Origin of the sequence: Mesorhizobium sp. M1182 (genome assembly GCF_040318335.1) — a bacterium.
In the GTDB taxonomy this organism is placed as follows: Bacteria; Pseudomonadota; Alphaproteobacteria; order Rhizobiales; family Rhizobiaceae; genus Mesorhizobium.
Genome location: NZ_JAMYMD010000040.1, coordinates 29,942 through 50,047, shown reverse-complemented (window position 1 = coordinate 50,047; position 20,106 = coordinate 29,942). Strand labels below are relative to the sequence as shown.

Here is a 20,106-nt window from a genome sequence, read left to right as displayed (position 1 = left end):
CATGGCGACCAAGCAGGCCGGCTGCCCAGCGAGAAACGCAAGCACCTTGTCGCGTCGCAGTTGCTTGCGGAAAACAATGGCGCCCTCCGCATCGGCTCCATGCGCCTGAAACACATTCTTCGCTAGGTCTAACCCGATCGTGTTAACTTCCATTGTGGACGCTCCCTCTCTTACGGTGGCTGTCAAACACCACCATTCTGGCACATCGATGCCGTCGAGGGGGCGTCCACCCCATCACTATCGCGACAGTGCCCCCGAGATCCGCATCGAGGGTGTCCGCGATCAAGCCTGCGGCGGCACCTGCGCCGCAGTGGTAGAAACACGAAACTATATGGTCAGGTTTCGAATATACAGGAGGTAAAATAGAAAAACTGTTAGCAATATCGAAATAACCGTCCAAATAGTAAACCAAATTATTCTCGCAATACAACTCTTTCGACGCTGTATCCATCGAGCGAACTTTACCATCAAGTAATCTAGGATGACGTCCAAATGTCGCCTCCAACGGCCATTCGCTTCGGATTTTGGCCTTCGCCCCACTAATTCTAATAAGTCAGTTGGGGCCAAGCCCATTCACTCAACAATATTCCTATCTCTATATCGTGGCGGGACAGCACCCCCTCTGGCGGAGCAACGGAGCAGTCTCACTGCCTTGCAACGGTCAACGCTATTCTCCCCCTCCCGCATCGACCACGAATCCGCCTATAGTGCCCCATGCCGATCCGCCAGCTTTCCGAAACGATGATCAACCAGATCGCCGCCGGCGAAGTCATCGAACGTCCGGCAAGCGTGGTCAAGGAACTGGTCGAGAACGCGCTGGATGCAGGCGCTACCAGAGTCGAGATCGTCACCGCCGGCGGCGGGCTGAACCTGATCCGCGTCAGTGACGACGGCTCGGGCATTCCGGAAAAGGAACTGGCGCTGGCGATTGCGCGCCATTGCACCTCCAAGCTCGCCGACAACATTCACGACATCCGCTCGCTCGGCTTTCGCGGCGAGGCCTTGCCCTCGATCGGCTCGGTGGCACGGCTGTCGATCCGCTCGCGCACCGCGTCCAGTGAAAACGCCGCCGAGATCGGCATCGAGGGCGGCCGCGTCTCCGCGGTCAGGCCGGCGGCGGCCAATCGCGGAACCACGGTCGAGGTGCGCGACCTGTTCTTCGCCACGCCCGCAAGGCTCAAATTCATGAAGGGCGAGCGCGCCGAAAGCTCGGCCATCGGCGACGTGGTCAAGCGCATCGCCATCGCCTTTCCCGCCGTGCGCTTCACCCTGGCCGGCCCGGACCGCTCGACGCTGGAACTGCCGGCGACCGACGACAGCCCGGAAGGCCGGCTGCGCCGGGTGGCGCAGGTGATGGGCGCCGACTTTCCGGACAATGCGATCGCCATCGACGCGACGCGGGACGGCGTGCATCTCGCCGGCCATGTCTCGGTCCCCTCCTTCACCCGCGCCAACGCGCTGCAGCAATACGCTTATGTCAACGGCCGCCCGGTGCGTGACAAACTGATCGCCGGCGCCATTCGCGGCGCCTTCGCCGACGTGCTGCCGCGCGACCGCCATGCCGTCACCGTGCTGTTCCTGGCGCTCGATCCGGCGATCGTCGACGTCAACGTCCATCCGGCCAAGGCAGACGTGCGCTTCCGCGACCCGGGGCTGGTGCGCGGGCTGATCGTCGGCGCCATTCGCGAAGCGCTGGCCAATGCCGGCATCCGCCCCGCCACCACAGGGGCCGCCGGCATGATGGCGGCGTTCCGGCCAGGCGCCGCATCCTATGCGCATGGTGGCCCGGCCAACGGTCACCGCAGCTACGAGGCCGCCTATCGGGCATCGGGCTTTGCCGGGTTCGATCCTGCCCGTTCGCCGCAGCGGCCGCTCAATATGGGCGACGGGTTCGGCGAGGACGAGCAGGCGGCCTTCGACGCCGGGCCGCTGCACAGCGCCGATGCGCGCGCCGGGCAAAACGAAGCGGCGGAAACGCTGCTCGGCACGGCGCTGGGCGCGGCGCGCGCGCAAGTGCACGAGAATTATATCGTCGCCCAGACCAGGGATTCGCTGGTCATCGTCGACCAGCACGCGGCACATGAGCGGCTGGTCTACGAGGCCTTGAAGAACGCCCTCCACTCACGCTCGGTGCCGTCGCAGATGCTGCTGTTGCCCGAGATTGTCGATCTGTCGGAAGAGGATGCCGAGCGGCTTGCCAGGCATTCCGAGACGCTGGCCCGCTTCGGCCTCGGCATCGAGCGCTTCGGCCCCGGTGCCGTCGCGGTGCGCGAGACGCCGTCGATGCTCGGCGAGACCAACGTCCAGCAGCTGGTGCGCGATCTCGCCGACGAGATCGCCGACAACGACACGGTCGACACGCTGAAGGAGCGGCTGGACAGAATAGCCGCGACCATGGCCTGCCACGGCTCGGTACGTTCCGGCCGCCTGCTCAAACCGGAAGAGATGAACGCGCTGCTGCGGCAGATGGAGGCGACGCCGGGCTCCGGCACCTGCAACCATGGCCGCCCGACCTACATCGAGCTCAAGCTGGCGGATATCGAGAGGCTGTTTGGGAGGCGGTGAGAAGGTCGCTCGCGCTGGCGCTGTCTATAACTCGCTAGCAAGGCTGGTTCCACAGGCGGCTTTAATCATCATCTGGGGGTTCGAACTTCTGACGGACAAACTTCCCCTCGATTCTCAAAAACGCACTTCCACAAGGCGCCTCTAAACAAGAGGTAATGAGCGGGTCGTAATTCGCAATTGTATTGACATCGTACAACCCGGAATTGTTGGGGTCGTTGATGTATTCGTCAGATTCATCGCCTGCAAAAAAGCACCATCCGCTATCAACCGGATGATCTGGCGTTTCGCGGTAAAGATAGCCTACTTGCGCGCCATCCACGGTGATGCGGTCGGTCGCAATACAGCTGCCGTAACCAACTGCTATTGGGCGAAACGTCGAACCATCCCTGAAAAACGTCTTAGGCATTCAAAGCTCACTGGTGGCAACCGTACTTCTAGTTAAATCAGCCGCGTACGCCACCAGCAGTCAAGCACTAAAGCTCTCATCTCTTCAAATTCACCACAATGACGCCGCCCAGCGCCAGCGCCCCGCCGATTATGCCGAGCAGCGTCGGCACCTCGCCCAGCCAGAAGAAGCCGATCAGCGTCGCCATCGGCGACACCAGATAGAGGAAGGTCGAGGCACGCGCCGCGGGCAGTCGGGAAAGTGCTGTCGCCCACGCGGCATAGGCGATCAGGCTGGGCACGATGCCGAGAAAGATGACGGCGCCGAGCCCGGCGGTGTCGGCGACCGCCGCCTGTGCCAGACCGCTCGACAGGAACGGCGACAGGCAGAGCGCGCCAAGCACCATATTCGAGGCCGAGATCGTCAGCGGGTGGTGGCTACCAAACAGCGGCTTCTGGACGATGGTGTTGACCGCCGAGCACAGCGCCGAGCCGAGGACAAGCAGCGCACCGCTGTTGAAATGCAGCCCTTGCCCCTCGCCCATGGCGATGATCCCGATACCGGCGAAGGACAGGAATGTGCCGGCCCAGGCCAGGCCCGAGAAGCGTTCGCCGAGCAGCGCCATGGCCATGATGGCGGTGAAGATCGGGCTGACATTGATGATGAAGCCGGCCGCACCGGCCGAAACGGTCAGCTCGCCGAAATTGAGCATCACCGTGTAGAGCGCGACGAAGACGGCACCACCGAAGACAAAGCGCCAGAGTTCATCGAGCCTGGGCAGCGCCGGCCGCTTGACCGCGAGGAAGATCGCCGCCGGAACCGCGGCGATGGCAAAGCGCAGCGCGCCAAGTTCCAGCGGCCCGAAAGCGGCAAGGCCGGCGCGGATCGCCGGAAAGGCGGAGGCCCAGCCGACCACCGTCAGCGCCACCGCGATGGCAGCCGTGGCATCCATGCGCTGTGTCGTATTCAACGTGCCGGTGTAAGCGCTCATCTGGGTGTCCTCGCGATCCAATGCCATGAAGTAGAGAAACGCTATTGCGGGTCGGTTGACAAACGAACAAATCGAGGATCACCTGTGACTATGGATCACAGCTTAGACCCGATGCTGCCGCTCGAAACGCTGCGCGCCTTCGACGCCGCGGCTCGGACCGGCAGCTTTTCGGCGGCGGCCGAGAAGCTCAACATCACTCACGGCGCCGTCAGCCGGCAGATCGCCAAGCTCGAGGGTTGGCTCGGGCTGAAAGTCTTCGATCGCGGCGCCCGCGGCGTCTCGCTGACGGTCGAGGGCAATCGCCTGCATCTGCGCACCACCGAAGCCTTTGCCCTGATCGCCAGCAATTCGGATCGCTGGGTCGAGCCGCGCGGCACGGCGGTGGTGCGGCTGACCTCGATCCCCTCGGTCAGCGGGCTGTGGCTGATGCCGCGCATGGCGGCGCTGGAGAACCACCCGTCCAAGCTGCGTATCGTGCTCGACGTCGACATCCGCCAAGGCGATCTTGCCGACGAGGGCATCGACCTGTCGATCCGCTGCGGGCGCGGTCGCATTCCGGGCCGGATCTCGGTGCAGCTTTTCGAAGAATATGTGTTCCCGGTCGCCTCGCCGGGACTGGCCAGGGAGATCGGTCGCGGAGATCCCGCCCGACTGCTCGAATTTCCGGTGATCAATGATTCCGACGCTTCAGCCTGGCGCGCCTGGTTTGCGGCGCAGGAGATGGACTATCGGCCGCGGCCGCACGACCGCCGTTTCGAGGACTACAACCTCGTGCTCGACGCCGCCGCGCACGGGCTCGGTATTGCGCTGGCACGTCCGCCGTTGACGGTGGACCAATTGAAATCGGGCCGCATCGTCGCCGTAGACGAGCGCAGTGCGCTAAGCCCGATATCTTACTGGCTCGACCGGCCGCTGGGGCGCCCGCGCGCCGCCGCCGCCGAACTCGCCCGGCGCATCGCGGTCCAGGCCGGGCTGCCAGCGGAGAAGATCGAAGAGTTCCTTGAGGTAGAGAGCTAGGAGCGACGGACAAGCGCTGATCTCCCCCCTTGTGGGCCCTTGTGGGGGAGATGCCCGGCAGGGCAGAGAGGGGCGCGAAGGATCGCTAGCTCGCTAACTTTGAGACCAGCCGAGAACAAGCTGAGGACGCAATCGCAATCGATTGAGAGGTCCGCGGGACAGCGCCCCCCTCTGTCCTGCCGGACATCTCCCCCACAAGGGGGGAGATCGGCCGTCATCAACGTCAAGCTTGACCTCGCCGCAATTTGTGGCGATGACATCGTCATGAATTTCGGCACCACCCCATGATGAACCGTTTCGAAGGACCCGGCGGCAAGGAAGCCCGCATCCGCTATCTCGACGGCGACTTCCAGGTGACCAGCCCCGGCGCCTTCGTACGCTGCGCGGTGACCGGCGAGAGCATCCCGCTCGACGAGCTTAAATACTGGAGTGTCGCCAGGCAGGAACCCTATGTGAACGCCGCTGCCTCGCTGCGCCGCGAGATCGAAGCGCATCCGGAACTGCGCCGCCGACGCTAGTCCAGCGCAAATGGAAGCAGCCCCGTTGCGATCCTGCGCCCTCTGCCGCGGCGTCAGGCCGGCAACACCGAAACCTTAGAGGCCATGAAATAAAAAACCCGCCTCACGTTCGAGGGCGGGTCACCGGCGAATCATCACCATAGTTAAATTACTAGCATAGCTGCCGGCACAAAGCAAGAACAAAATACGTTCGACCGGCGGAAAGCTGCAAATTCCAGTCCCGCATTGCCTCGGTGCTCAAGCTTCTGGTCAGCCTTTAAGCCGGCGCTGCCGCCAGGCATCCAGCGTCTCGTCGATGATCCGTTGCGGCACATGGTCGAGCTCGAAGACGGTGTCGATCTCAAGCACATCGAGCCCGTCGAGGAATTCCGGCGGTGCCGCGCCGTGACGCAGGCGGGCAGCGTCCTTGGCGGTGGTAATGAGGCCAAGCCCGGCTTTACGCGCCGTCGCCGCCAATTCGGCAAGTTCGTCCTCCCCATAGAAATGATGGTCAGGAAACGATTTGGTCAGCGCAAGCTCGCCGCCGGCCTCGCTTACCGTGTCGAAAAACCTGTCGGGATGGCCAATGCCGGCGAACGCCAGGAAACGCCTGTCGGCCAGCGTCACCTTGCTGCTCGGGGCAGTGTGCGCCTCGAAGATCGGCCTGCCGGCGCGCGCTGCCTGGCGCACGACCGTGTCGGCCGCGGTGCCCTCGCCCATCTTCAGCAAGGCGCTGGTGAAGACCAATTGGTCGACGATCTTTGCCCGCAGCGGCCCGCCGGGGATGACGCGGCCATTGCCGATGCCATGTCGCGCGTCGACGACGACGAGCGCATAGTCGATGTGGATGCGCGCGCTCTGAAAACCGTCATCCATGATCAGGAAATCGCAGCCGAGCTTCTCCAGCAGAAGCCTGGCGCCGGCGGCCCGGTTCGGCGTCACCGCGACCGGGGCGTGTTCGGCCAGAAGCAGCGGCTCGTCGCCGACATGCTTGGCGGCATCGTGGTGCGGATCGACGATATGCGGCTGCGCGAAGGAGCCGCCATGGCCGCGCGACAGGAAACCCGGATTGAGCTGCATGCGCCTGGCCTGCTCGGCCAGCGCGATCGCCACCGGCGTCTTGCCGGTGCCGCCGACGGTGAAGTTGCCGACGCAGAGCACCGGCGCCTCGACCTTTTCGCGCGGCGCGTGCCGCATGCGGCGACCGGCGACAAGCGCATAGACGGCGGAGAGCGGCGACAGCGCCGTGACCCGCCAGTCCGGCTCTTCCCACCAGAAGGGCGGCGCTTCCGAGGTCACGTCAGCGCCCGTTCGCGCCCTTCAGGCGCGACTTGACGACCAGCGGCTGAATATAGGGCTCGAGCGACCTGAGCGTATGCGCCAGCGCACCGCGCATCTCGTCGACCGTCGCCGCACCCGCCGCCATCATCTCATGGCGGGCCGCCTCGTTGGTCAAAAGGAAATTAACGGCGCCGGCCAGCATATCGCGGTCGCGCACCAGCTTGGCGCCGCCGCTATCGAGCAGGCGCTGATAGGCCTCGCGAAAATTCTGGACGTTGCGGCCGGCAAGCACCGCGGTCTCCAGCATGGCTGGTTCCAGCGGGTTCTGGCCGCCCTCGGAAGTCAGCGAACGGCCGACAAAGGCAATTTCCGTCAGCCTCAGATAAAGCCCCATCTCGCCGATCGTGTCGCCGAGCAGAATATCGGTGTCGGCGGTGATCCTGTCGCCCTTGCTGCGCTGCGCCAGCTTCAGGCCCATGCCGGAAATCTGGGCGGCCAGCTGCCCGGCGCGATCGGGATGGCGCGGCACGATGATCGTTAAAAGCCCGTGGTGGCGCTTGTGCAGCATGGCGTGAACTTCGGCGGCGACCGCCTCTTCGCCGTCATGGGTCGAGATCGCCGCCCAGGTCGGGCGGCCGCCGATCTGGCGTTTCAGCGCCGCCAACGCCCGCTCGTCGGCCGGCGGCGGCGCGGTGTCGACCTTGAGATTGCCGGATACAGTGACCGGCCGGGCGCCGAGCGAAAGGAAGCGCTCGCCATCGAGATCCGACTGGGCGACGACATGGGCGAGATTTTCGAACAATGCTTCGGCAATGTTGGCGCGCTTCTTCCAGGACTTGAAAGAGCGGTCGGACAGCCTGCCGTTGACCAGAACCTGCGGCACGCGGCGGGCGCCGAGTTCCAGGATGGTCATCGGCCAGATCTCCGATTCGGCGATGATCGCTAGGTCCGGCTGCCAATGGTCGAGGAAGCGACTGACCGCCGGCTTGAGGTCGAGCGGCACATATTGGTGGATGATGCGGTCGCCCAGCCGTTCTTTGGCGACCTGCGCCGAGGTGACCGTGCCCGTCGTCAGCACGATGTTGACGCCGTAATCGAGAATGCTCTCGACCAGCGGCACGACGGCGATGGTCTCGCCGACGCTGGCTGCATGGATCCAGATCACCGGGCCTTCGGGGCGCTCGCGTCCAGCGACGCCGTAGCGTTCGCGCCGGCGAATGCGATCCTCCTTGCCTCTGGAAGTGCGCCAGGCGACATAAGGCCCGGCCAACGGGTAGGCGGCGGCCCCCGCGAAACGGTATGCGGTCAGGAAGGCGCGCGCCCAGCGCACACTCATTTCGAACCGTCCACAAGGCGATAGGCCTCGGCGGTCGCGGCATTAAGCGAGGCCGTGACCTCCTGGCGCTTGCGTTCCATTTCGGCGGCGTCGGCGTTGGCCGGCACGAAGACAGGCGTGCCGACGACGATCGAGGAGCGGCCGAAGGGCAGGTTGATCGTCGTCTTGTCCCAGCTGCCCTCGATCACCTTGCGGCGGCTGGTGGCTATCGCGGCAGGCAGGATCGGCCGGCCGGACAGCCGCGCCAGAAGGACGACGCCGAGCCCCGCATCGCGCGGCGTGCCGTGGGGAATATCAGCAATCATGGCGACATTCTTGCCGGTGGCGAGCGACTTTTTGAGGGCGATGAGCGCCTTGGCCCCGCCCTTGTCGAGATGCCTTGCGCTTTCGCGCCCGCCAGAGCCGCGCACCGCCTCGATGCCGAATTTCTCGACCATCAGCGCGTTGAGCTCGGCATCGGCGCTGCGCGATACCATGGCAACCAGCGGCCGTCCCTTGGGATAGTAGGCCGGGGTCAGCAGGTGCTGGCCGTGCCAGAGCGCGATGATGCCAGGCTCGAGCTGCGCATAGGCGCCGCCGGAAAACTTGGCCGATCCGTCGACCATGCGGTTGGTCAAGCGGACAAGGCGGACGAAATACGCAAACAGCGCGGCAAGCGCATTCTTGACGAACCGCGACTGCGCCAGCGGTTCGCGGATCTTGCGCCAGAACGTCTTCGGCTTGCGACGTCTGACCGCCGACCGCGGGGCTGATCGCTTGACCGCTTCATGGTTCATCGATGTCAACCGACAGCCTTGTTTTCGGGGTCGAGGAGGCGGTGCAGGTGAACGACGAAATAGCGCATATGGGCGTTGTCGACGCTAGCTTGCGCCTTGGCCTTCCAGACGGCGTGCGCCGATTGGTAGTCCGGATAGATGCCGACAATATCGAGCGCGTCGAGATCGCGGAATTCGGTGCCGCCCAGCTTCTTGAGTTCGCCGCCGAACACCAGGTGCAAAAGCTGCTTCTTTCCGTCTTCAGCGGCCATGTCGATCCTTCACATATCGTGAGTTTGGGACAGGTCTAGACCAAAGCCGCCGACTTTGGAACTATTGATAGTGGTCAATTGTCAGCCCGGCGATGACGCCGGCGAGCACGGCGAGGAGTTCGCCGCTGCCGGCGGCGAGCGGTCCGTGACGGATCACTTCGCCGGCATAGAGCGGCGCGCGGCCATGCCGATCGAGCAAGGCGCCGCCTGCCTCGCGCAGGATGAGATCGGCCGCGGCGATGTCCCAGTCATGTGCGTTGGCCTTGACGAAGGTGGCATCGAGCTGGCCGCCGGCGATCATCGCCAGCCGGTAGGCGAGCGAAGGAATATAGGGCACGCGCTTCAGCCGTTTGTGCCATTTCGCCGGCATCAGGTCGATCATCGCCTTCGGTCCGGCGATTTCGGCCGTTTCCGCCGGCGGACGCACGCTGATGCGCCTGCCGTTCAGGAATGCGCCCTCGCCCGGCAGCGCCCAATAGATTTCGCCCTTCGCCGGGCAGTCGAGTACGCCGGCAAGCGTTCGGCCGTTCTCGACCACAGCGACGCTGACGCACCATGTGGGCAGGCCCTCGAGGAAGCCGCGCGTGCCGTCGATCGGATCGACGACGAAGGTGCGGCGCGCGACAAGCCTTACCGGGTCGTCGACGGTTTCCTCCGACAGCCAGCCATAATCCGGCCGGGCCGCCAGCAAGGTCTCGCGCAGATATTTGTCGGCGGCGTGATCGGCTTCGCTGACCGGCGAGGTGCCGCCCTTCATCCACACTTGCGGATTGTTGTTGAAGTATTGCATGGCGATGAGCCCCGCCTCGCGGGCGGCATCGCGCAACAGCTGCAGGTCTTCAGTAGCGCCGGCTGAGACGGCCGGGTCAAGCTCCGGCAAGGGTCATTCCTTCGATCAAAAGCGTGGGCGCGGCGGTGCCGAAATTGCGGTCGAGATCGCTCGCCGGAACCATGTTGAGGAACATCGTCTTCAGATTGGAGGCGATGGTCACCTCGGCGACGGGATAGGCCAGCTCGCCATTTTCGATCCAGAAGCCGGAAGCGCCGCGGCTATATTCGCCGGTCACCATGTCGACGCCCTGGCCGAACACTTCGGTGACGTAGAAGCCGGTCTTGAGCGACTTGATCAGCTCTTCCGGCGTATTTTCCCCGGGCTCGATGGCGAGATTGGTCGACGACGGCGAGACCGACGAGCCGCTGCGCGAGCCGCGCCCATTGGTGACGAGGCCGAGTTCCCGAGCCGCCGAAGTCGACAGGAACCAGTGGTTGAGCACGCCCTTGTCAACCATGAACAGTTTTTCGCCCTCGACGCCTTCGCCGTCGAACGGGCGCGAGGCCTGTCCACGGCGCCGGAGCGGCTCGTCGGTGACGGTGATTGCGGCCGAAGCCACCTTCTTGCCCATCATGTCGCGGAGAAAGCTGGTCTTGCGCGCCACCGCGGCGCCATTGATGGCACCGGCAAGGTGGCCGGCAATGCCGCGCGCCACACGCGGATCGAACACCACGTCGACAGGCCCGGTCGCCGCCTTGCGCGCGCCAATGCGGCGTACAGCGCGCTCACCGGCCTTGCGGCCGATGTCTTCCGGCGCGTCGAGATCGGAAAAATGCTGGCGCGAGGAGAATTCGTAGTCGCGCTCCATGCCGGTGCCCTCGCCGGCGATCACGCTGGTCGAGCGAGAAAAACGCGAGGCGACGTAGTGGCCGACGAAGCCGTGCGAGGTGGCGAGCACCAGGCCGCCAAGCCCGGCATTGGCGCCACTGCCGGCCGAATTGGTGACGCCCTTGACGGCAAGCGCCGCCGCTTCGGCGGCAAGCGCTGCTTCCTTCAACTGGTCCGCCGACACCTCGGTGGCGTCGAACAGATCGAGGTCGCGCGGTTTCTTGACCAGCAAGGCCGGGTCGGCGAGGCCCTGATAGGGATCCTCGGGGGACACCTTGGCCATGGCGACCGCGCGCTCGGCCAGCATATTGGGGTCGGATGCCGCTGTTGCCGAAACGCTGGCTACCCGCTTGCCGACGAAGACGCGCAGCGAGACGTCCTCGCTCTCGGACGCCTCTGTGCCTTCGACCTTGCCAAGCCGCACCGACACGCCGGTCGAGCGGCCGCGTACCGCAACGGCATCGGCGGCATCGGCGCCGGCCCGTTTGGCAGCCTCGACCAGGGCCGCGACGCGATCGGTCAGTTTCGCTGCGTCGAGCGTATCGGTCATGCGCATGATCCTGTTATTTCCGGCCGGCTGAAGGGCAGCCGCTGCTGCACCATCTATTGTCCCGATGCCGCTTCTGCAATGGGAGAAGCGGACAATCAGGAGGCATCTAGCCCCAGGTCAGCGCGACCGATCCAGAGATGGTGCGTCCTTCCAGACGCACAAAGGACGGCTTAGATCCGAGGTGGCCGTGACCGAAAGCCGCGACGGCGGCACCGCTGCCGGCGACGAGTCGAAGATGCGGCGTGTGCGAACGTCAGCCTGTAGAGTTGGGATCGGCTGGATCCACCCACGGGCGGCCCAACCGTGTCACCATCGCCGCGTACCCGACGGCACCTGCCGCCCAAAGGAAGATGCCAAGCTCTTTGACAGCGTCTTCGGCGATGTCGACCGCCGAACCCGGGCTAGGAAACAGCTCTCCCAGCTGGTCGATCGCTGCTGACATCGCGAGTAGGAAGCCTGCGGCCACAAATACGATCGAGCCGTCGAATGTCTTCCGTCGCAGCCGAAAGAACCAGAACAATCCGGCGACGGCGTAGGCAATCATCGTAACAATCTCTGGTATCGCGACAAACGGCAGCACGTCCTCATGGATCAACAACAGGTCATCGAGGCCCATGACCAAGGTAAGGCCGCCGAGAAACGTGCAATCCCATCGGTGCGTGAGCAGACCGGCAAACAGGGTCGCCGCGCCGGTGCCGATCCACAGTGAAGCACCTAGGGACGAAATCCACCCCGTATAGAAGCCGACATCCGCGGCTGCAGATGGATCTCGATAGAAGATTGTAGCGTCCAGACCAAGAGTTTGCGCGACGAACAGCGCGGCCAAGAGCATCACAACATTAATCGCCACGGCCGCAAGTATGACCAGGCGCCAGGACATTGTCCATTCGCTGCTATGTTTTGCGTTCAGCGCGTTTTTGTCTGGCATTGTGCCGAAGGCCATTCTGAGTACGACGGCCGATAGCTCCGCGGCGCCGAGAACCCCGCCAGCACTATGCCGGCCCACCATGATCGTGGCAACACACGGAACGGTTGCAGCGTCTCGCACATGACGAGGTCGTCGCGGTGCAGTTCCTGGCCAGCGCCAACCAACGCACCATGCCGCTCGAAATGTTCATCGGCTTGCGCGAAAAGCTCTCCCCGGCAATAGCGCCGCCGCCACGCTGATGATGGGGCTGTCGATAATCCTCCTGGTCGTCGCCAATCTTCTGGCTCGACGGAGCCGGCGGCGGCCTGGACCGACCATCTAATGCTGGCTTTCAAGCCCGGCGAGATCGGCTTGTCCAACCTTCCTCAGGGACCAGCCACCGGCGTCCAGATCACGTCGTCGATCCTGAGCGCGCCGGTGGCGAGCATCACCAGCCGGTCGAAGCCTAGCGCCGCGCCGCTCGCCTGCGGCATGATGGCGAGCGCGGCGAGGAAATCCTCGTCGATCGGGTAGCGTTCGCCATAGACGCGCTGCTTCTCATCCATTTCGGCGGCAAAGCGCCGGCGCTGCTCGGCCGGATCGGTCAATTCGCCAAAGGCGTTGGCGAGCTCGACGCCGCAGCAATAGAGCTCGAAGCGCTCGGCGGTGCGTGGATCGTCGGCGCTCGGCCGGGCCAATGCCGCCTCCGAGATCGGATATCCGAAAAGAATGGTAGCGCGCCCCTGCCCCAGCGCTGGCTCGATTTTTTCGACCATCACCCGGCTAAACAGGTCGGCCCAATTGTCGTCGGGCGCGGTCCGCAATCCGGCCTGGACCAGGGCGGCATGCAACCCCGCGCGGTCGGTGCTGCCATCGGCTGCAACCGTCGCCAGCAGATCGATGCCGGCATGGCGCATGAAGGCTTCGGCGACGCTCAACCGTTCCGGCCCGGCGAACGGATCGGCCTCGCGGCCGCGGAAGCTAAAACGCTTCGCTCCGGCCCGTTCGGCCGCCAGCGCTACGAGCTCGGCGCAATCGCGCATCAGGCTCTCATAGGTCTCGCCGACACGGTACCATTCGAGCATGGTGAACTCAGGATGGTGCAAGGGGCCGCGCTCGCGGTTGCGCCAGACAGCCCCGAGGCTGAAGATGCGCTCCTCGCCGGCGGCAAGCAGCTTCTTGCAGGCGAATTCCGGCGACGTGTGGAGGTAGAGCGGCTGGCGCTGCCCGTCCGGCCCGATCGCCTCGGTGGCAAAGGCCGACAGGTGCGCTTCATTGCCGGGCGAGACCTGCAGGGCCGATGTATCCACCTCGACGAAGTCGCGGCGGGCGAACCAGTCGCGCATCCCGGCGGCAATGGCATTGCGCAGGATTAGCCGCGGCCGGCGGTCGGCGTGGACATGCGGCGTCCACCACGGCGAGGCGGCGGTCATCGGCTTCAGGGGAATTGCACAGAGGGCTGGCGATTGCGGCCAAGATGCGCTAGGCCGCACGCAACGGCCTCTCCAGCCGATTTGCGCCAACAAATTTTATCAGGATGGAAACCCGTGAAGGTCATCGCCAGCTCCTTACGCAAAGGCAACGTCGTCGAAAAGGACGGCAAGCTTTATGTGATCCTCTTTGCCGAAAACATTCATCCTGGCAAGGGTACGCCGGTCACCCAGCTCGACATGCGGCGTATCTCCGACGGGGTAAAGGTTTCCGAGCGTTACCGCACCACCGAGCAGGTCGAGCGCGCCTATGTCGAGGAGCGCGAGCACACGTTCCTCTACCGTGACGGCGAAGGCTTTCACTTCATGAATCCGGAGACTTACGACCAGGTCGCGGTGCCGGAAAGCGTGGTCGGCGACATGGCGCCCTATCTGGTGGAAGGCATGCCGGTGCAGATCTCGCAATACAACAACATCGCCATCTCGCTGGTACTGCCGCAGCGCGCCACTTTCGAGGTGGTCGAGACCGAGCCGGTGACCAAGGGCCAGACGGCGTCCTCGTCCTACAAGCCGGCAACGCTGTCCAACGGCGTGCGTACCCTGGTGCCGCCACACATCAGCGCCGGCACCCGCGTGGTGGTGATGACCGCCGATGGCGCCTATGTCGAGCGCGCGAAAGATTAAGGCGCGAAGTCTGACACGCCTCGCCGAAGGCGTCGCGGCGGCCGGTCATCGTCTACCCGCTTTGTGCCAGGGGCTTTCGAGCATTGGGACGCTGCACGCGGACCGAAGCGTCAACGCCCCTGCCAGTTCCTTCCTATTGCACGACGCCAGCGGGCAATCTCTGAGCCTCGAGCAACGCCGACCGTCCCTTTCGCCAGGTGCCAGGTGGAATGCCGACGAACTTTTTGAAGGCGCGATTGAAGGCGGCTTCCGACTCGTAGCCGACCTCGGCACCCGCTTGCGCGATGCTCATTTCGGGGCGTTCGAGCAAGCGTCCTGCCAGTTGTAGACGCCAGCGAGCAAGATAGTGCATGGGCGAGACCTCGACATAGTGGGTAAAGCGGCTCGCAAACGCCGTGCGCGAGAGCCCTACTTCGCGGGCGAGCCGGTCCAATGTCCATTCCTCCCTGGGGCGAGCGTGGATGAGCCGGAGCGCCTCGCCGACATGTGGATCCCGTAGGCCTGACAGCCAGCCGCGCGAATCGTCGGGGAGGGTCTCGAGATGGCGGCGGATGATCTCGACAAACATCAGCTCGCTCAGCTTGGCGAGGATCGTTTCACAGCCCGCTCGCCCACTGCCACCTTCTGCCAGCGCCAGCCGAAAAAGGTCGATAACCCAGCTGCTTCCATCGGCGGGCTTGCGGGCGCACAGGATGGCCGGCAATGCGGCCAGGAGAGGATTGAAGGGACGTGCATCGCAGCCAAGATACCCGCAAATGAACCGGGTCCGCTCGACTCCGCCGCCACCATGGATCACCGCGAACGGCAGGCTCTCGTCAATCGGCCGATAATACATCGCCATATTGGGCTCGCCCCGTGCCCCGGGCGAGGAGCTCAAGACGTTCGGAACACCACCGGGGAAGACAACGACATCACCGGCGTTCACGAGCACCGGGGGCACCGAATCGTCTCCCAGCGCGGCCCAGCACGAGCCCGACATCACGGCATGAAAAGAAATGATGTGCTCTGCCTCCGGCATGATGGCGGCGGCAATGTCGGCCGTGCCCGGCGACTCGCCGACCCAGGGAGAGCTGGCGTCAACGTCGAAATAGATCGCACCGGTGAGGCGAACGGCTCGGAGCACATCGGAAAGGACATCCATCGCTACACCTCCGGAAACGATCGGCTACTCCCTTTGACAACGAGTTTTTCCGCCAGGCATCTCGAACTATCCGGCAATATGGCCGCCCGAGCAACTATCCATCCGGTCTAATCCTACTCTGAACGATCGGGCAACAGAAATGGACGATGTGACATTTGCGGGAACAGCGGACGGGATTAGCGTTTCATCGGCCGGCCGACAGGTCCAATAACAGGGAGGAATGTCATGAACGATGAAGACATCACCAAATTCGCAGCAAGCCTGCGAGGCGAAGTCATCCGCGCCGGCGACGCCCGCTATGACGAGGCCCGCAAGCTCTACAACGGCATGATCGACAAGCGGCCGCTGATCATCGCCCGCTGTGTCGACGTCGCCGACGTAATCACAGCGGTGAATTTCGGCCGCGACAACAATTTGCTGGTTGCGGTACGTGGCGGCGGCCATAATGGACCAGGATTGGGGAGCTGCGACGACGGTCTGGTGATCGACCTGTCGGCGATGAACGGCGTGCGCGTCGATCCGGATGCCCGCACGGCGCGGGTAGGCCCGGGCTGCACTCAGGGCGACCTCGACCATGCCACCCATGCCTTTGGCCTGGCCGTACCGGCGGGCATCATCTCGACCACCGGGGTCGCCGGACTGACGCTGAGCGGCGGCCATGGCTATCTGACGCGCAAATATGGCCTGACGATCGATAATCTGGTCGAGGCCGATGTCGTGCTTGCCGACGGAAGCTTCGTCACCGCCAGCAAGGAGCGGAACCCCAACCTGTTCTGGGCGCTTCGCGGCGGCGGCGGCAATTTCGGCATCGTCACCAGCTTTGTGTTCAGGCTCCACCGGGTCAGCATGGTCTTTGCGGGGCCGATCGCATGGGATCAGCGCCACGCCCGCACCATCATGCAGCATTATCGCGAGTTCCTGCCGAACGCGCCCGAAGAACTCGGGATCTTTCTCGGGCTCAAGACCGTCCTCTCGAGCGCACCCTTCCCGGAAGAGTTTTGGGGAAAGCGGATGTGTCTGCTGATGTGCTGCTACAACGGCCCGGAGGAAAAGGGCAGAGAGGCGCTGGCCCCGCTGCTCGATGCGCTGCCCGCGCCCTGGTTCAACTGGATGGGAACGATGCCCTATCCCGCGGTGCAGAGCATGTTCGATGGGCTCTACCCGAAGGGAATGCAGTGGTACTGGCGGGGCGATTTCGTCAAGACGCTGTCCGACGAGGCGATCGACGCCCATCTCGAGCAGGCGGCGAAGACGCCGAGCGAGCTATCGCTCATGCATCTCTACCCGATCGATGGTGCGGTCCATCGCGTCGGCAAAGACGAGACACCCTGGAATTACCGTGATGCGACCTGGTCGATGGTCATCGCCGGGATCGATCCGGACCCACAGAAAGCGGGGCCGGTGACGCGCTGGACCAAGGCCTACTGGGAGGCCGTGCATCCGTTCGATCTGGGTGGCGCCTACCTGAACTTCATGATGGATGACGAGGGCGATGCAAGGCTCAAGGCGGCTTATGGTGACAACTATGAGCGCCTGGCTACGCTGAAGAAGAAATACGACCCGAACAACCTCTTCCGGGTGAACCAAAACATTCGACCGGCTGCTTGACGGCGGCCCTCGTCAGACCGGCAAGCGTTCCGGCCGGCCCAGCTAAGGCTCGGCCGGTACGATAGCTTGCCGGTCAGGACGCTCTGATCCAGACCAGCATCTCGCCGGAATCGTGGTGTCCCGGGCGAAATACGGCACGGGTGACTTTTGCTGCCTCGACCGCCGGTGATTTTTCAAACGCCTCTTTCCTGTCAACAGCCGACAGCGTGACGACGCCGCGGGGCACGTTCGAGAGCTGACTACATTTTAAACCAGGCCAGACGACCGCCGAATGGCGTCCAATGAGCCATGCCGGGCTGCCTTTCAGGCTACCCCGCGTTTCTGATCGTGGTGGGCCGCGTACTGTCCATGCACAAGTCCGGACCTGTTTGGCGACACCCCATCATTGACTGGATCGTTCGCACATGATCGACAAAATGACCCGGAAATGACCGAGATACAAAGCTTTCCTTCAGTTGTGCATCAATAAGCCGCGACAATTTTTTAGCAATCTTTAGGCAAATTCTCAGGTTTATCGACAAACAGCAGACAATTCGGCAGCAGACAATTCGGCACAACGGTCTTTACTGGATTTATGTGGATGGCAATGCATCCCTACTTGACACCGGGACAAGCTGAAGAGCTATGCTGAACATCGGTCGCAAGTTTGCGCGGAGGGAATCTGTTCATGGATTTCATCGAGAGTTGGTTTGGTATTTCCCCTGACGGCGGCGACGGATCGACCGAAGCTCTCTACATACTTGCCGTTGTCGCAATATTGGCGCTCGCATTCCACAAGCACATCGTGCAGTTCGCGCGCGGTTTCTTCGCGCGGAAATAGCCCGCGTACCGTTCGAGCCCAGCTTTATTCGTCTGACCAGAGTACAAACGGCACCAGTCGTCTGACACGCCAATTCACTGTTGCCGCGCGAATCCCGTTGTTATCAGAGCGTTGCCCTGCGTTAGCTTCAGAGGGGAAGTCGATGCGAGGAATAGCGGCAATCCTGCGAGCACTGTTCTCCGCCTGGATTCCGGCACTGATCGAGATGGCTCGCCGTTTCTGTCGCCGGTGGCGGCTAGGGGGTGACCGCCGGGTCGACCAGAAAGGGTCCCGGGCGCATTGCGTACCGATCGATCACCCTGCTTTCTGCCGGCCTGACCCGCTGATCTACGATCAGTATTACCTGATCGGCTTTGGTCTCGCGGTCACCTGGGATAATCCCGATATCGAGCTACGCCAGGGGGGTGTGCCCGTTCCCGCCGGCAGGTTGCAGGCGGACACCGACTACGAGGTGCGGGTTCGCGTCTGGAACGCCTCCCCGGATGCCGTCGTCGTCAAGATGCCGGTCCATCTGTCCTATCTGTCGTTTGGCATCGGAACCGTGTCGAATCCGATAGCCACCAGGCCGGTCTCGGTCGGGGTGATCGGATCCGCCAGCCAGCCTGGGTTCGTCTCCTTCGACTGGCATACGCCGCGGCAAGCAGGTCACTATTGCCTGCAAGCTTTGCTCGACCCCGCCGATGACGCCAACTTCGCCAACAATCTCGGGCAAGAAAATACCGATGTCGGACTGGCGCAGTCGCCAGCAACATTTCAATTCGAGTTGCGCAACGCTACCCGTCGGCCGCATCGGTACCGGTTCACCGTCGATGCCTACACCATTCCGCCGCTCGGCCCCTGTCGCGACGACCGGCAGCCAACGGAAGAGACCGCCAAGGCGGAGCAAAAGCGCCGGCTGGCGGCACACTTGCCGTCGGCTCATCCCCTGCCGCCGGGCTGGAAGGTCGAGATTTCGCCTGACCTGCCGTCGCTGGCGCCGGGCGAACAGGTGACGATCACGGCGGTCGCTACGCCGCCGGACGGCTTGACCGGCCGGCAGGCCCTCAATCTGAATGCGTTTGACGAGGGTGACCGCGCCAGCGGCGGCGTCACCTTGACCGTCCTCAGCAGCTTGGAGCCGTGATGGCCACCGACGACAAATCCTGGACCAAGTGCACGACCGCCGACGAGGTGATTTCGGTCAACCAGTACATCAGCGCGGCGATTACCAGCGGCATATTCGCAGCCGTGATGGTCGTGGTGGTGGTCGCGATGGGCGAGCCGTGGTGCATACCGATCGCGCTGGTGGTGACTGAGATTGTGTGGATTCTCGCTTATTGCGACTGGTGGCTCAACAAACGGCTGGTTTGCCTGGGCGAGCCGGTGAGTATCGTCGGCATGGTCATCAGCATCGAGCCGCCGTCGGAAAAGACCTGGCCAGGAAGCCTGGACTCCGACTACAGCCTCAATTTGCTGCTGCCGAACAACCCGGTGGGCGTCTCCCAGGCCGTTGCCGCCGCCAGTGCCCCGTTCGGCTATCTGATGGCCGAAAACGCAATCACCTCCTCGCACGGCTTTCTGTTCACGGGGAACCCGGCGGAGGACAAGGTGACCGGAGTAAAGTCAGAGGCGCTGCATGTGGAGTTCGAAGGGGCATCGATCCATGACCTGCAGACCGTCAACATCCTCGCCCTAGCCGCGGCATTGATTGCGCTGGCGGTATGCATGTCGGGCGTCGGCGCGGTCGTCGCCTACGTATTGGCGCTTCTCGCCTTGCTCGCTTCGCTGCTCGGCGCGGCCTTCAGCAGTTCGGACACCGCCAGTCCGAGCGATGCCGGCCTGCCGAGCATCGAGACCAACAAGGGCGACGGAACCGGAGCGACAATCCTGGGGGTGACCGGCCGGTGGGTCTATGATGCCGGACACATCCACGACAGCTTTCATGAAGGCCACAACGAACTGCATCCGGTCCAGCAGGCCCAGATTCTGGGACGGCCATGGGACGGCGACTGGCCCGACGATATCGACGAAATCGTTCGGGGCTACCAGGACGGCTACGCGCAGTCTCAGGATCCGCTCACCAAGGCGCAACAGGCCCGGCCCGGCTCCCGGTGGTCGGTCCATCCCTATGTTGACGGCTGCAACGACACCGTCCGGCCAGATCAGCCTCCGCACTAAGCCAGTCAGGCTGTTGGACACGATAGTTCGAATCCCGATACCGCGCTGGT

Annotated in this window: 20 protein-coding genes and 1 pseudogene; 9 read left to right on the top strand and 12 right to left on the bottom strand. The window is 63.7% G+C overall.

Annotation, left to right across the window (positions count from 1 at the left end; genetic code table 11):
- Positions 1 to 153 (bottom strand): annotated as a pseudogene (locus NKH33_RS29165) (IS110 family transposase); the annotation flags it as partial.
- Positions 154 to 714: 561 nt separating this feature from the next.
- On the opposite strand from NKH33_RS29165, the gene mutL reads away from it, so the two are divergent.
- Entirely contained in the window at positions 715 to 2,565 is a 1,851-nt protein-coding gene (mutL, locus tag NKH33_RS29160) for a DNA mismatch repair endonuclease MutL (protein WP_352541553.1), read from the top strand.
- A gap of 61 nt (positions 2,566 to 2,626) precedes the next feature.
- Here the strand turns inward: mutL and NKH33_RS29155 are convergent, their stop codons facing one another.
- Together NKH33_RS29155 and NKH33_RS29150 are read right to left on the bottom strand one after the other, a co-directional pair.
- Positions 2,627 to 2,971 carry a DUF2185 domain-containing protein gene (locus tag NKH33_RS29155; protein WP_352541554.1) on the bottom strand — a complete coding sequence of 115 codons (345 nt, stop codon included), beginning with the start codon at positions 2,969 to 2,971 and terminating at the stop codon, positions 2,627 to 2,629.
- A 76-nt stretch (positions 2,972 to 3,047) separates the two neighbouring features.
- Positions 3,048 to 3,941: a DMT family transporter gene (locus NKH33_RS29150; protein ID WP_352685488.1), complete on the bottom strand. Its 894-nt coding sequence runs from the start codon at positions 3,939 to 3,941 to the stop codon at positions 3,048 to 3,050.
- Positions 3,942 to 4,031: 90 nt separating this feature from the next.
- Here NKH33_RS29150 and NKH33_RS29145 point away from each other — a divergent pair, with 90 nt between their 5' ends.
- A complete protein-coding gene (locus NKH33_RS29145) occupies positions 4,032 to 4,958 on the top strand; it encodes a LysR family transcriptional regulator (protein WP_352685489.1) in 927 nt (308 codons plus the stop codon).
- A gap of 284 nt (positions 4,959 to 5,242) precedes the next feature.
- Positions 5,243 to 5,476, top strand: coding sequence for a DUF2093 domain-containing protein (locus NKH33_RS29140; RefSeq protein WP_031211156.1), 234 nt, complete (start codon positions 5,243 to 5,245; stop codon positions 5,474 to 5,476).
- Between the two features lie 249 nt (positions 5,477 to 5,725).
- On the opposite strand, the gene lpxK is transcribed toward NKH33_RS29140, so the two are convergent.
- The 7 genes from lpxK to NKH33_RS29105 form a co-directional block, all read right to left on the bottom strand.
- The gene (gene lpxK, locus NKH33_RS29135) at positions 5,726 to 6,754 is read right to left on the bottom strand and encodes a tetraacyldisaccharide 4'-kinase (protein ID WP_352922780.1); all 1,029 of its coding nucleotides are present in this window, start codon (positions 6,752 to 6,754) and stop codon (positions 5,726 to 5,728) included.
- A 1-nt stretch (position 6,755) separates the two neighbouring features.
- Complete coding sequence (gene waaA, locus NKH33_RS29130) at positions 6,756 to 8,072, bottom strand: lipid IV(A) 3-deoxy-D-manno-octulosonic acid transferase (protein WP_352922777.1); 1,317 nt, start codon at positions 8,070 to 8,072, stop codon at positions 6,756 to 6,758.
- The gene (locus NKH33_RS29125; protein WP_023717166.1) at positions 8,069 to 8,848 is read right to left on the bottom strand and encodes a lysophospholipid acyltransferase family protein; all 780 of its coding nucleotides are present in this window, start codon (positions 8,846 to 8,848) and stop codon (positions 8,069 to 8,071) included. The genes waaA and NKH33_RS29125 overlap by 4 nt, the downstream gene beginning before the upstream one ends.
- A gap of 5 nt (positions 8,849 to 8,853) precedes the next feature.
- Positions 8,854 to 9,099: a DUF4170 domain-containing protein gene (locus NKH33_RS29120; RefSeq protein ID WP_023674378.1), complete on the bottom strand. Its 246-nt coding sequence runs from the start codon at positions 9,097 to 9,099 to the stop codon at positions 8,854 to 8,856.
- Positions 9,100 to 9,160: 61 nt separating this feature from the next.
- Positions 9,161 to 9,979, bottom strand: a complete 819-nt coding sequence (locus NKH33_RS29115; RefSeq protein ID WP_352873244.1) for a 3'(2'),5'-bisphosphate nucleotidase CysQ — start codon at positions 9,977 to 9,979, stop codon at positions 9,161 to 9,163.
- The gene (locus tag NKH33_RS29110; protein WP_352922774.1) at positions 9,966 to 11,309 is read right to left on the bottom strand and encodes a TldD/PmbA family protein; all 1,344 of its coding nucleotides are present in this window, start codon (positions 11,307 to 11,309) and stop codon (positions 9,966 to 9,968) included. The genes NKH33_RS29115 and NKH33_RS29110 overlap by 14 nt, the downstream gene beginning before the upstream one ends.
- Before the next feature lie 253 nt (positions 11,310 to 11,562).
- The gene (locus tag NKH33_RS29105; protein ID WP_352685493.1) at positions 11,563 to 12,252 is read right to left on the bottom strand and encodes a DUF8692 domain-containing protein; all 690 of its coding nucleotides are present in this window, start codon (positions 12,250 to 12,252) and stop codon (positions 11,563 to 11,565) included.
- 89 nt (positions 12,253 to 12,341) lie between these two features.
- Here NKH33_RS29105 and NKH33_RS29100 point away from each other — a divergent pair, with 89 nt between their 5' ends.
- On the top strand, positions 12,342 to 12,476 hold the full coding sequence (locus NKH33_RS29100) for a hypothetical protein (RefSeq protein ID WP_352474393.1): 135 nt from the start codon (positions 12,342 to 12,344) through the stop codon (positions 12,474 to 12,476).
- Positions 12,477 to 12,602: 126 nt separating this feature from the next.
- On the opposite strand, the gene epmA is transcribed toward NKH33_RS29100, so the two are convergent.
- On the bottom strand, positions 12,603 to 13,649 hold the full coding sequence (gene epmA, locus NKH33_RS29095; RefSeq protein WP_352770886.1) for an EF-P lysine aminoacylase EpmA: 1,047 nt from the start codon (positions 13,647 to 13,649) through the stop codon (positions 12,603 to 12,605).
- A 114-nt stretch (positions 13,650 to 13,763) separates the two neighbouring features.
- Between epmA and efp the strand changes: the two genes are divergently transcribed.
- Positions 13,764 to 14,330, top strand: coding sequence for an elongation factor P (gene efp / locus NKH33_RS29090; RefSeq protein ID WP_023674374.1), 567 nt, complete (start codon positions 13,764 to 13,766; stop codon positions 14,328 to 14,330).
- A gap of 133 nt (positions 14,331 to 14,463) precedes the next feature.
- Here the strand turns inward: efp and NKH33_RS29085 are convergent, their stop codons facing one another.
- Positions 14,464 to 15,471, bottom strand: coding sequence for an AraC family transcriptional regulator (locus tag NKH33_RS29085; protein ID WP_352922771.1), 1,008 nt, complete (start codon positions 15,469 to 15,471; stop codon positions 14,464 to 14,466).
- 225 nt (positions 15,472 to 15,696) lie between these two features.
- Between NKH33_RS29085 and NKH33_RS29080 the strand changes: the two genes are divergently transcribed.
- From NKH33_RS29080 to NKH33_RS29065, 4 genes are all read left to right on the top strand, one after another.
- Entirely contained in the window at positions 15,697 to 17,079 is a 1,383-nt protein-coding gene (locus tag NKH33_RS29080; RefSeq protein WP_352541563.1) for an FAD-binding oxidoreductase, read from the top strand.
- Between the two features lie 667 nt (positions 17,080 to 17,746).
- The gene (locus NKH33_RS29075; protein WP_352474399.1) at positions 17,747 to 17,899 is read left to right on the top strand and encodes a hypothetical protein; all 153 of its coding nucleotides are present in this window, start codon (positions 17,747 to 17,749) and stop codon (positions 17,897 to 17,899) included.
- A gap of 142 nt (positions 17,900 to 18,041) precedes the next feature.
- Positions 18,042 to 19,022, top strand: a complete 981-nt coding sequence (locus NKH33_RS29070; protein WP_352922769.1) for a hypothetical protein — start codon at positions 18,042 to 18,044, stop codon at positions 19,020 to 19,022.
- On the top strand, positions 19,022 to 20,056 hold the full coding sequence (locus NKH33_RS29065) for a hypothetical protein (RefSeq protein ID WP_352922766.1): 1,035 nt from the start codon (positions 19,022 to 19,024) through the stop codon (positions 20,054 to 20,056). Before NKH33_RS29070 ends, NKH33_RS29065 begins: the two co-directional genes overlap by 1 nt.
- Positions 20,057 to 20,106: the final 50 nt, after the last annotated feature.

Excerpts from the sequence above, each read along its gene's own strand:
- NKH33_RS29120 (WP_023674378.1), bottom strand. The coding sequence starts at position 9,099 with ATGGCCGCTGAAGACGGAAAGAAGCAGCTTTTGCACCTGGTGTTCGGC.
- mutL (WP_352541553.1), top strand. The coding sequence starts at position 715 with ATGCCGATCCGCCAGCTTTCCGAAACGATGATCAACCAGATCGCCGCC.
- NKH33_RS29110 (WP_352922774.1), bottom strand. The coding sequence starts at position 11,309 with ATGACCGATACGCTCGACGCAGCGAAACTGACCGATCGCGTCGCGGCC.
- NKH33_RS29145 (WP_352685489.1), top strand. The coding sequence starts at position 4,032 with ATGGATCACAGCTTAGACCCGATGCTGCCGCTCGAAACGCTGCGCGCC.
- waaA (WP_352922777.1), bottom strand. The coding sequence starts at position 8,072 with ATGAGTGTGCGCTGGGCGCGCGCCTTCCTGACCGCATACCGTTTCGCG.
- NKH33_RS29125 (WP_023717166.1), bottom strand. The coding sequence starts at position 8,848 with ATGAACCATGAAGCGGTCAAGCGATCAGCCCCGCGGTCGGCGGTCAGA.
- NKH33_RS29065 (WP_352922766.1), top strand. The coding sequence starts at position 19,022 with ATGGCCACCGACGACAAATCCTGGACCAAGTGCACGACCGCCGACGAG.
- NKH33_RS29155 (WP_352541554.1), bottom strand. The coding sequence starts at position 2,971 with ATGCCTAAGACGTTTTTCAGGGATGGTTCGACGTTTCGCCCAATAGCA.
- NKH33_RS29070 (WP_352922769.1), top strand. The coding sequence starts at position 18,042 with ATGCGAGGAATAGCGGCAATCCTGCGAGCACTGTTCTCCGCCTGGATT.
- NKH33_RS29150 (WP_352685488.1), bottom strand. The coding sequence starts at position 3,941 with ATGAGCGCTTACACCGGCACGTTGAATACGACACAGCGCATGGATGCC.
- NKH33_RS29085 (WP_352922771.1), bottom strand. The coding sequence starts at position 15,471 with ATGGATGTCCTTTCCGATGTGCTCCGAGCCGTTCGCCTCACCGGTGCG.
- NKH33_RS29140 (WP_031211156.1), top strand. The coding sequence starts at position 5,243 with ATGATGAACCGTTTCGAAGGACCCGGCGGCAAGGAAGCCCGCATCCGC.
- NKH33_RS29080 (WP_352541563.1), top strand. The coding sequence starts at position 15,697 with ATGAACGATGAAGACATCACCAAATTCGCAGCAAGCCTGCGAGGCGAA.
- epmA (WP_352770886.1), bottom strand. The coding sequence starts at position 13,649 with ATGACCGCCGCCTCGCCGTGGTGGACGCCGCATGTCCACGCCGACCGC.
- NKH33_RS29105 (WP_352685493.1), bottom strand. The coding sequence starts at position 12,252 with ATGGCCTTCGGCACAATGCCAGACAAAAACGCGCTGAACGCAAAACAT.
- NKH33_RS29075 (WP_352474399.1), top strand. The coding sequence starts at position 17,747 with ATGGATTTCATCGAGAGTTGGTTTGGTATTTCCCCTGACGGCGGCGAC.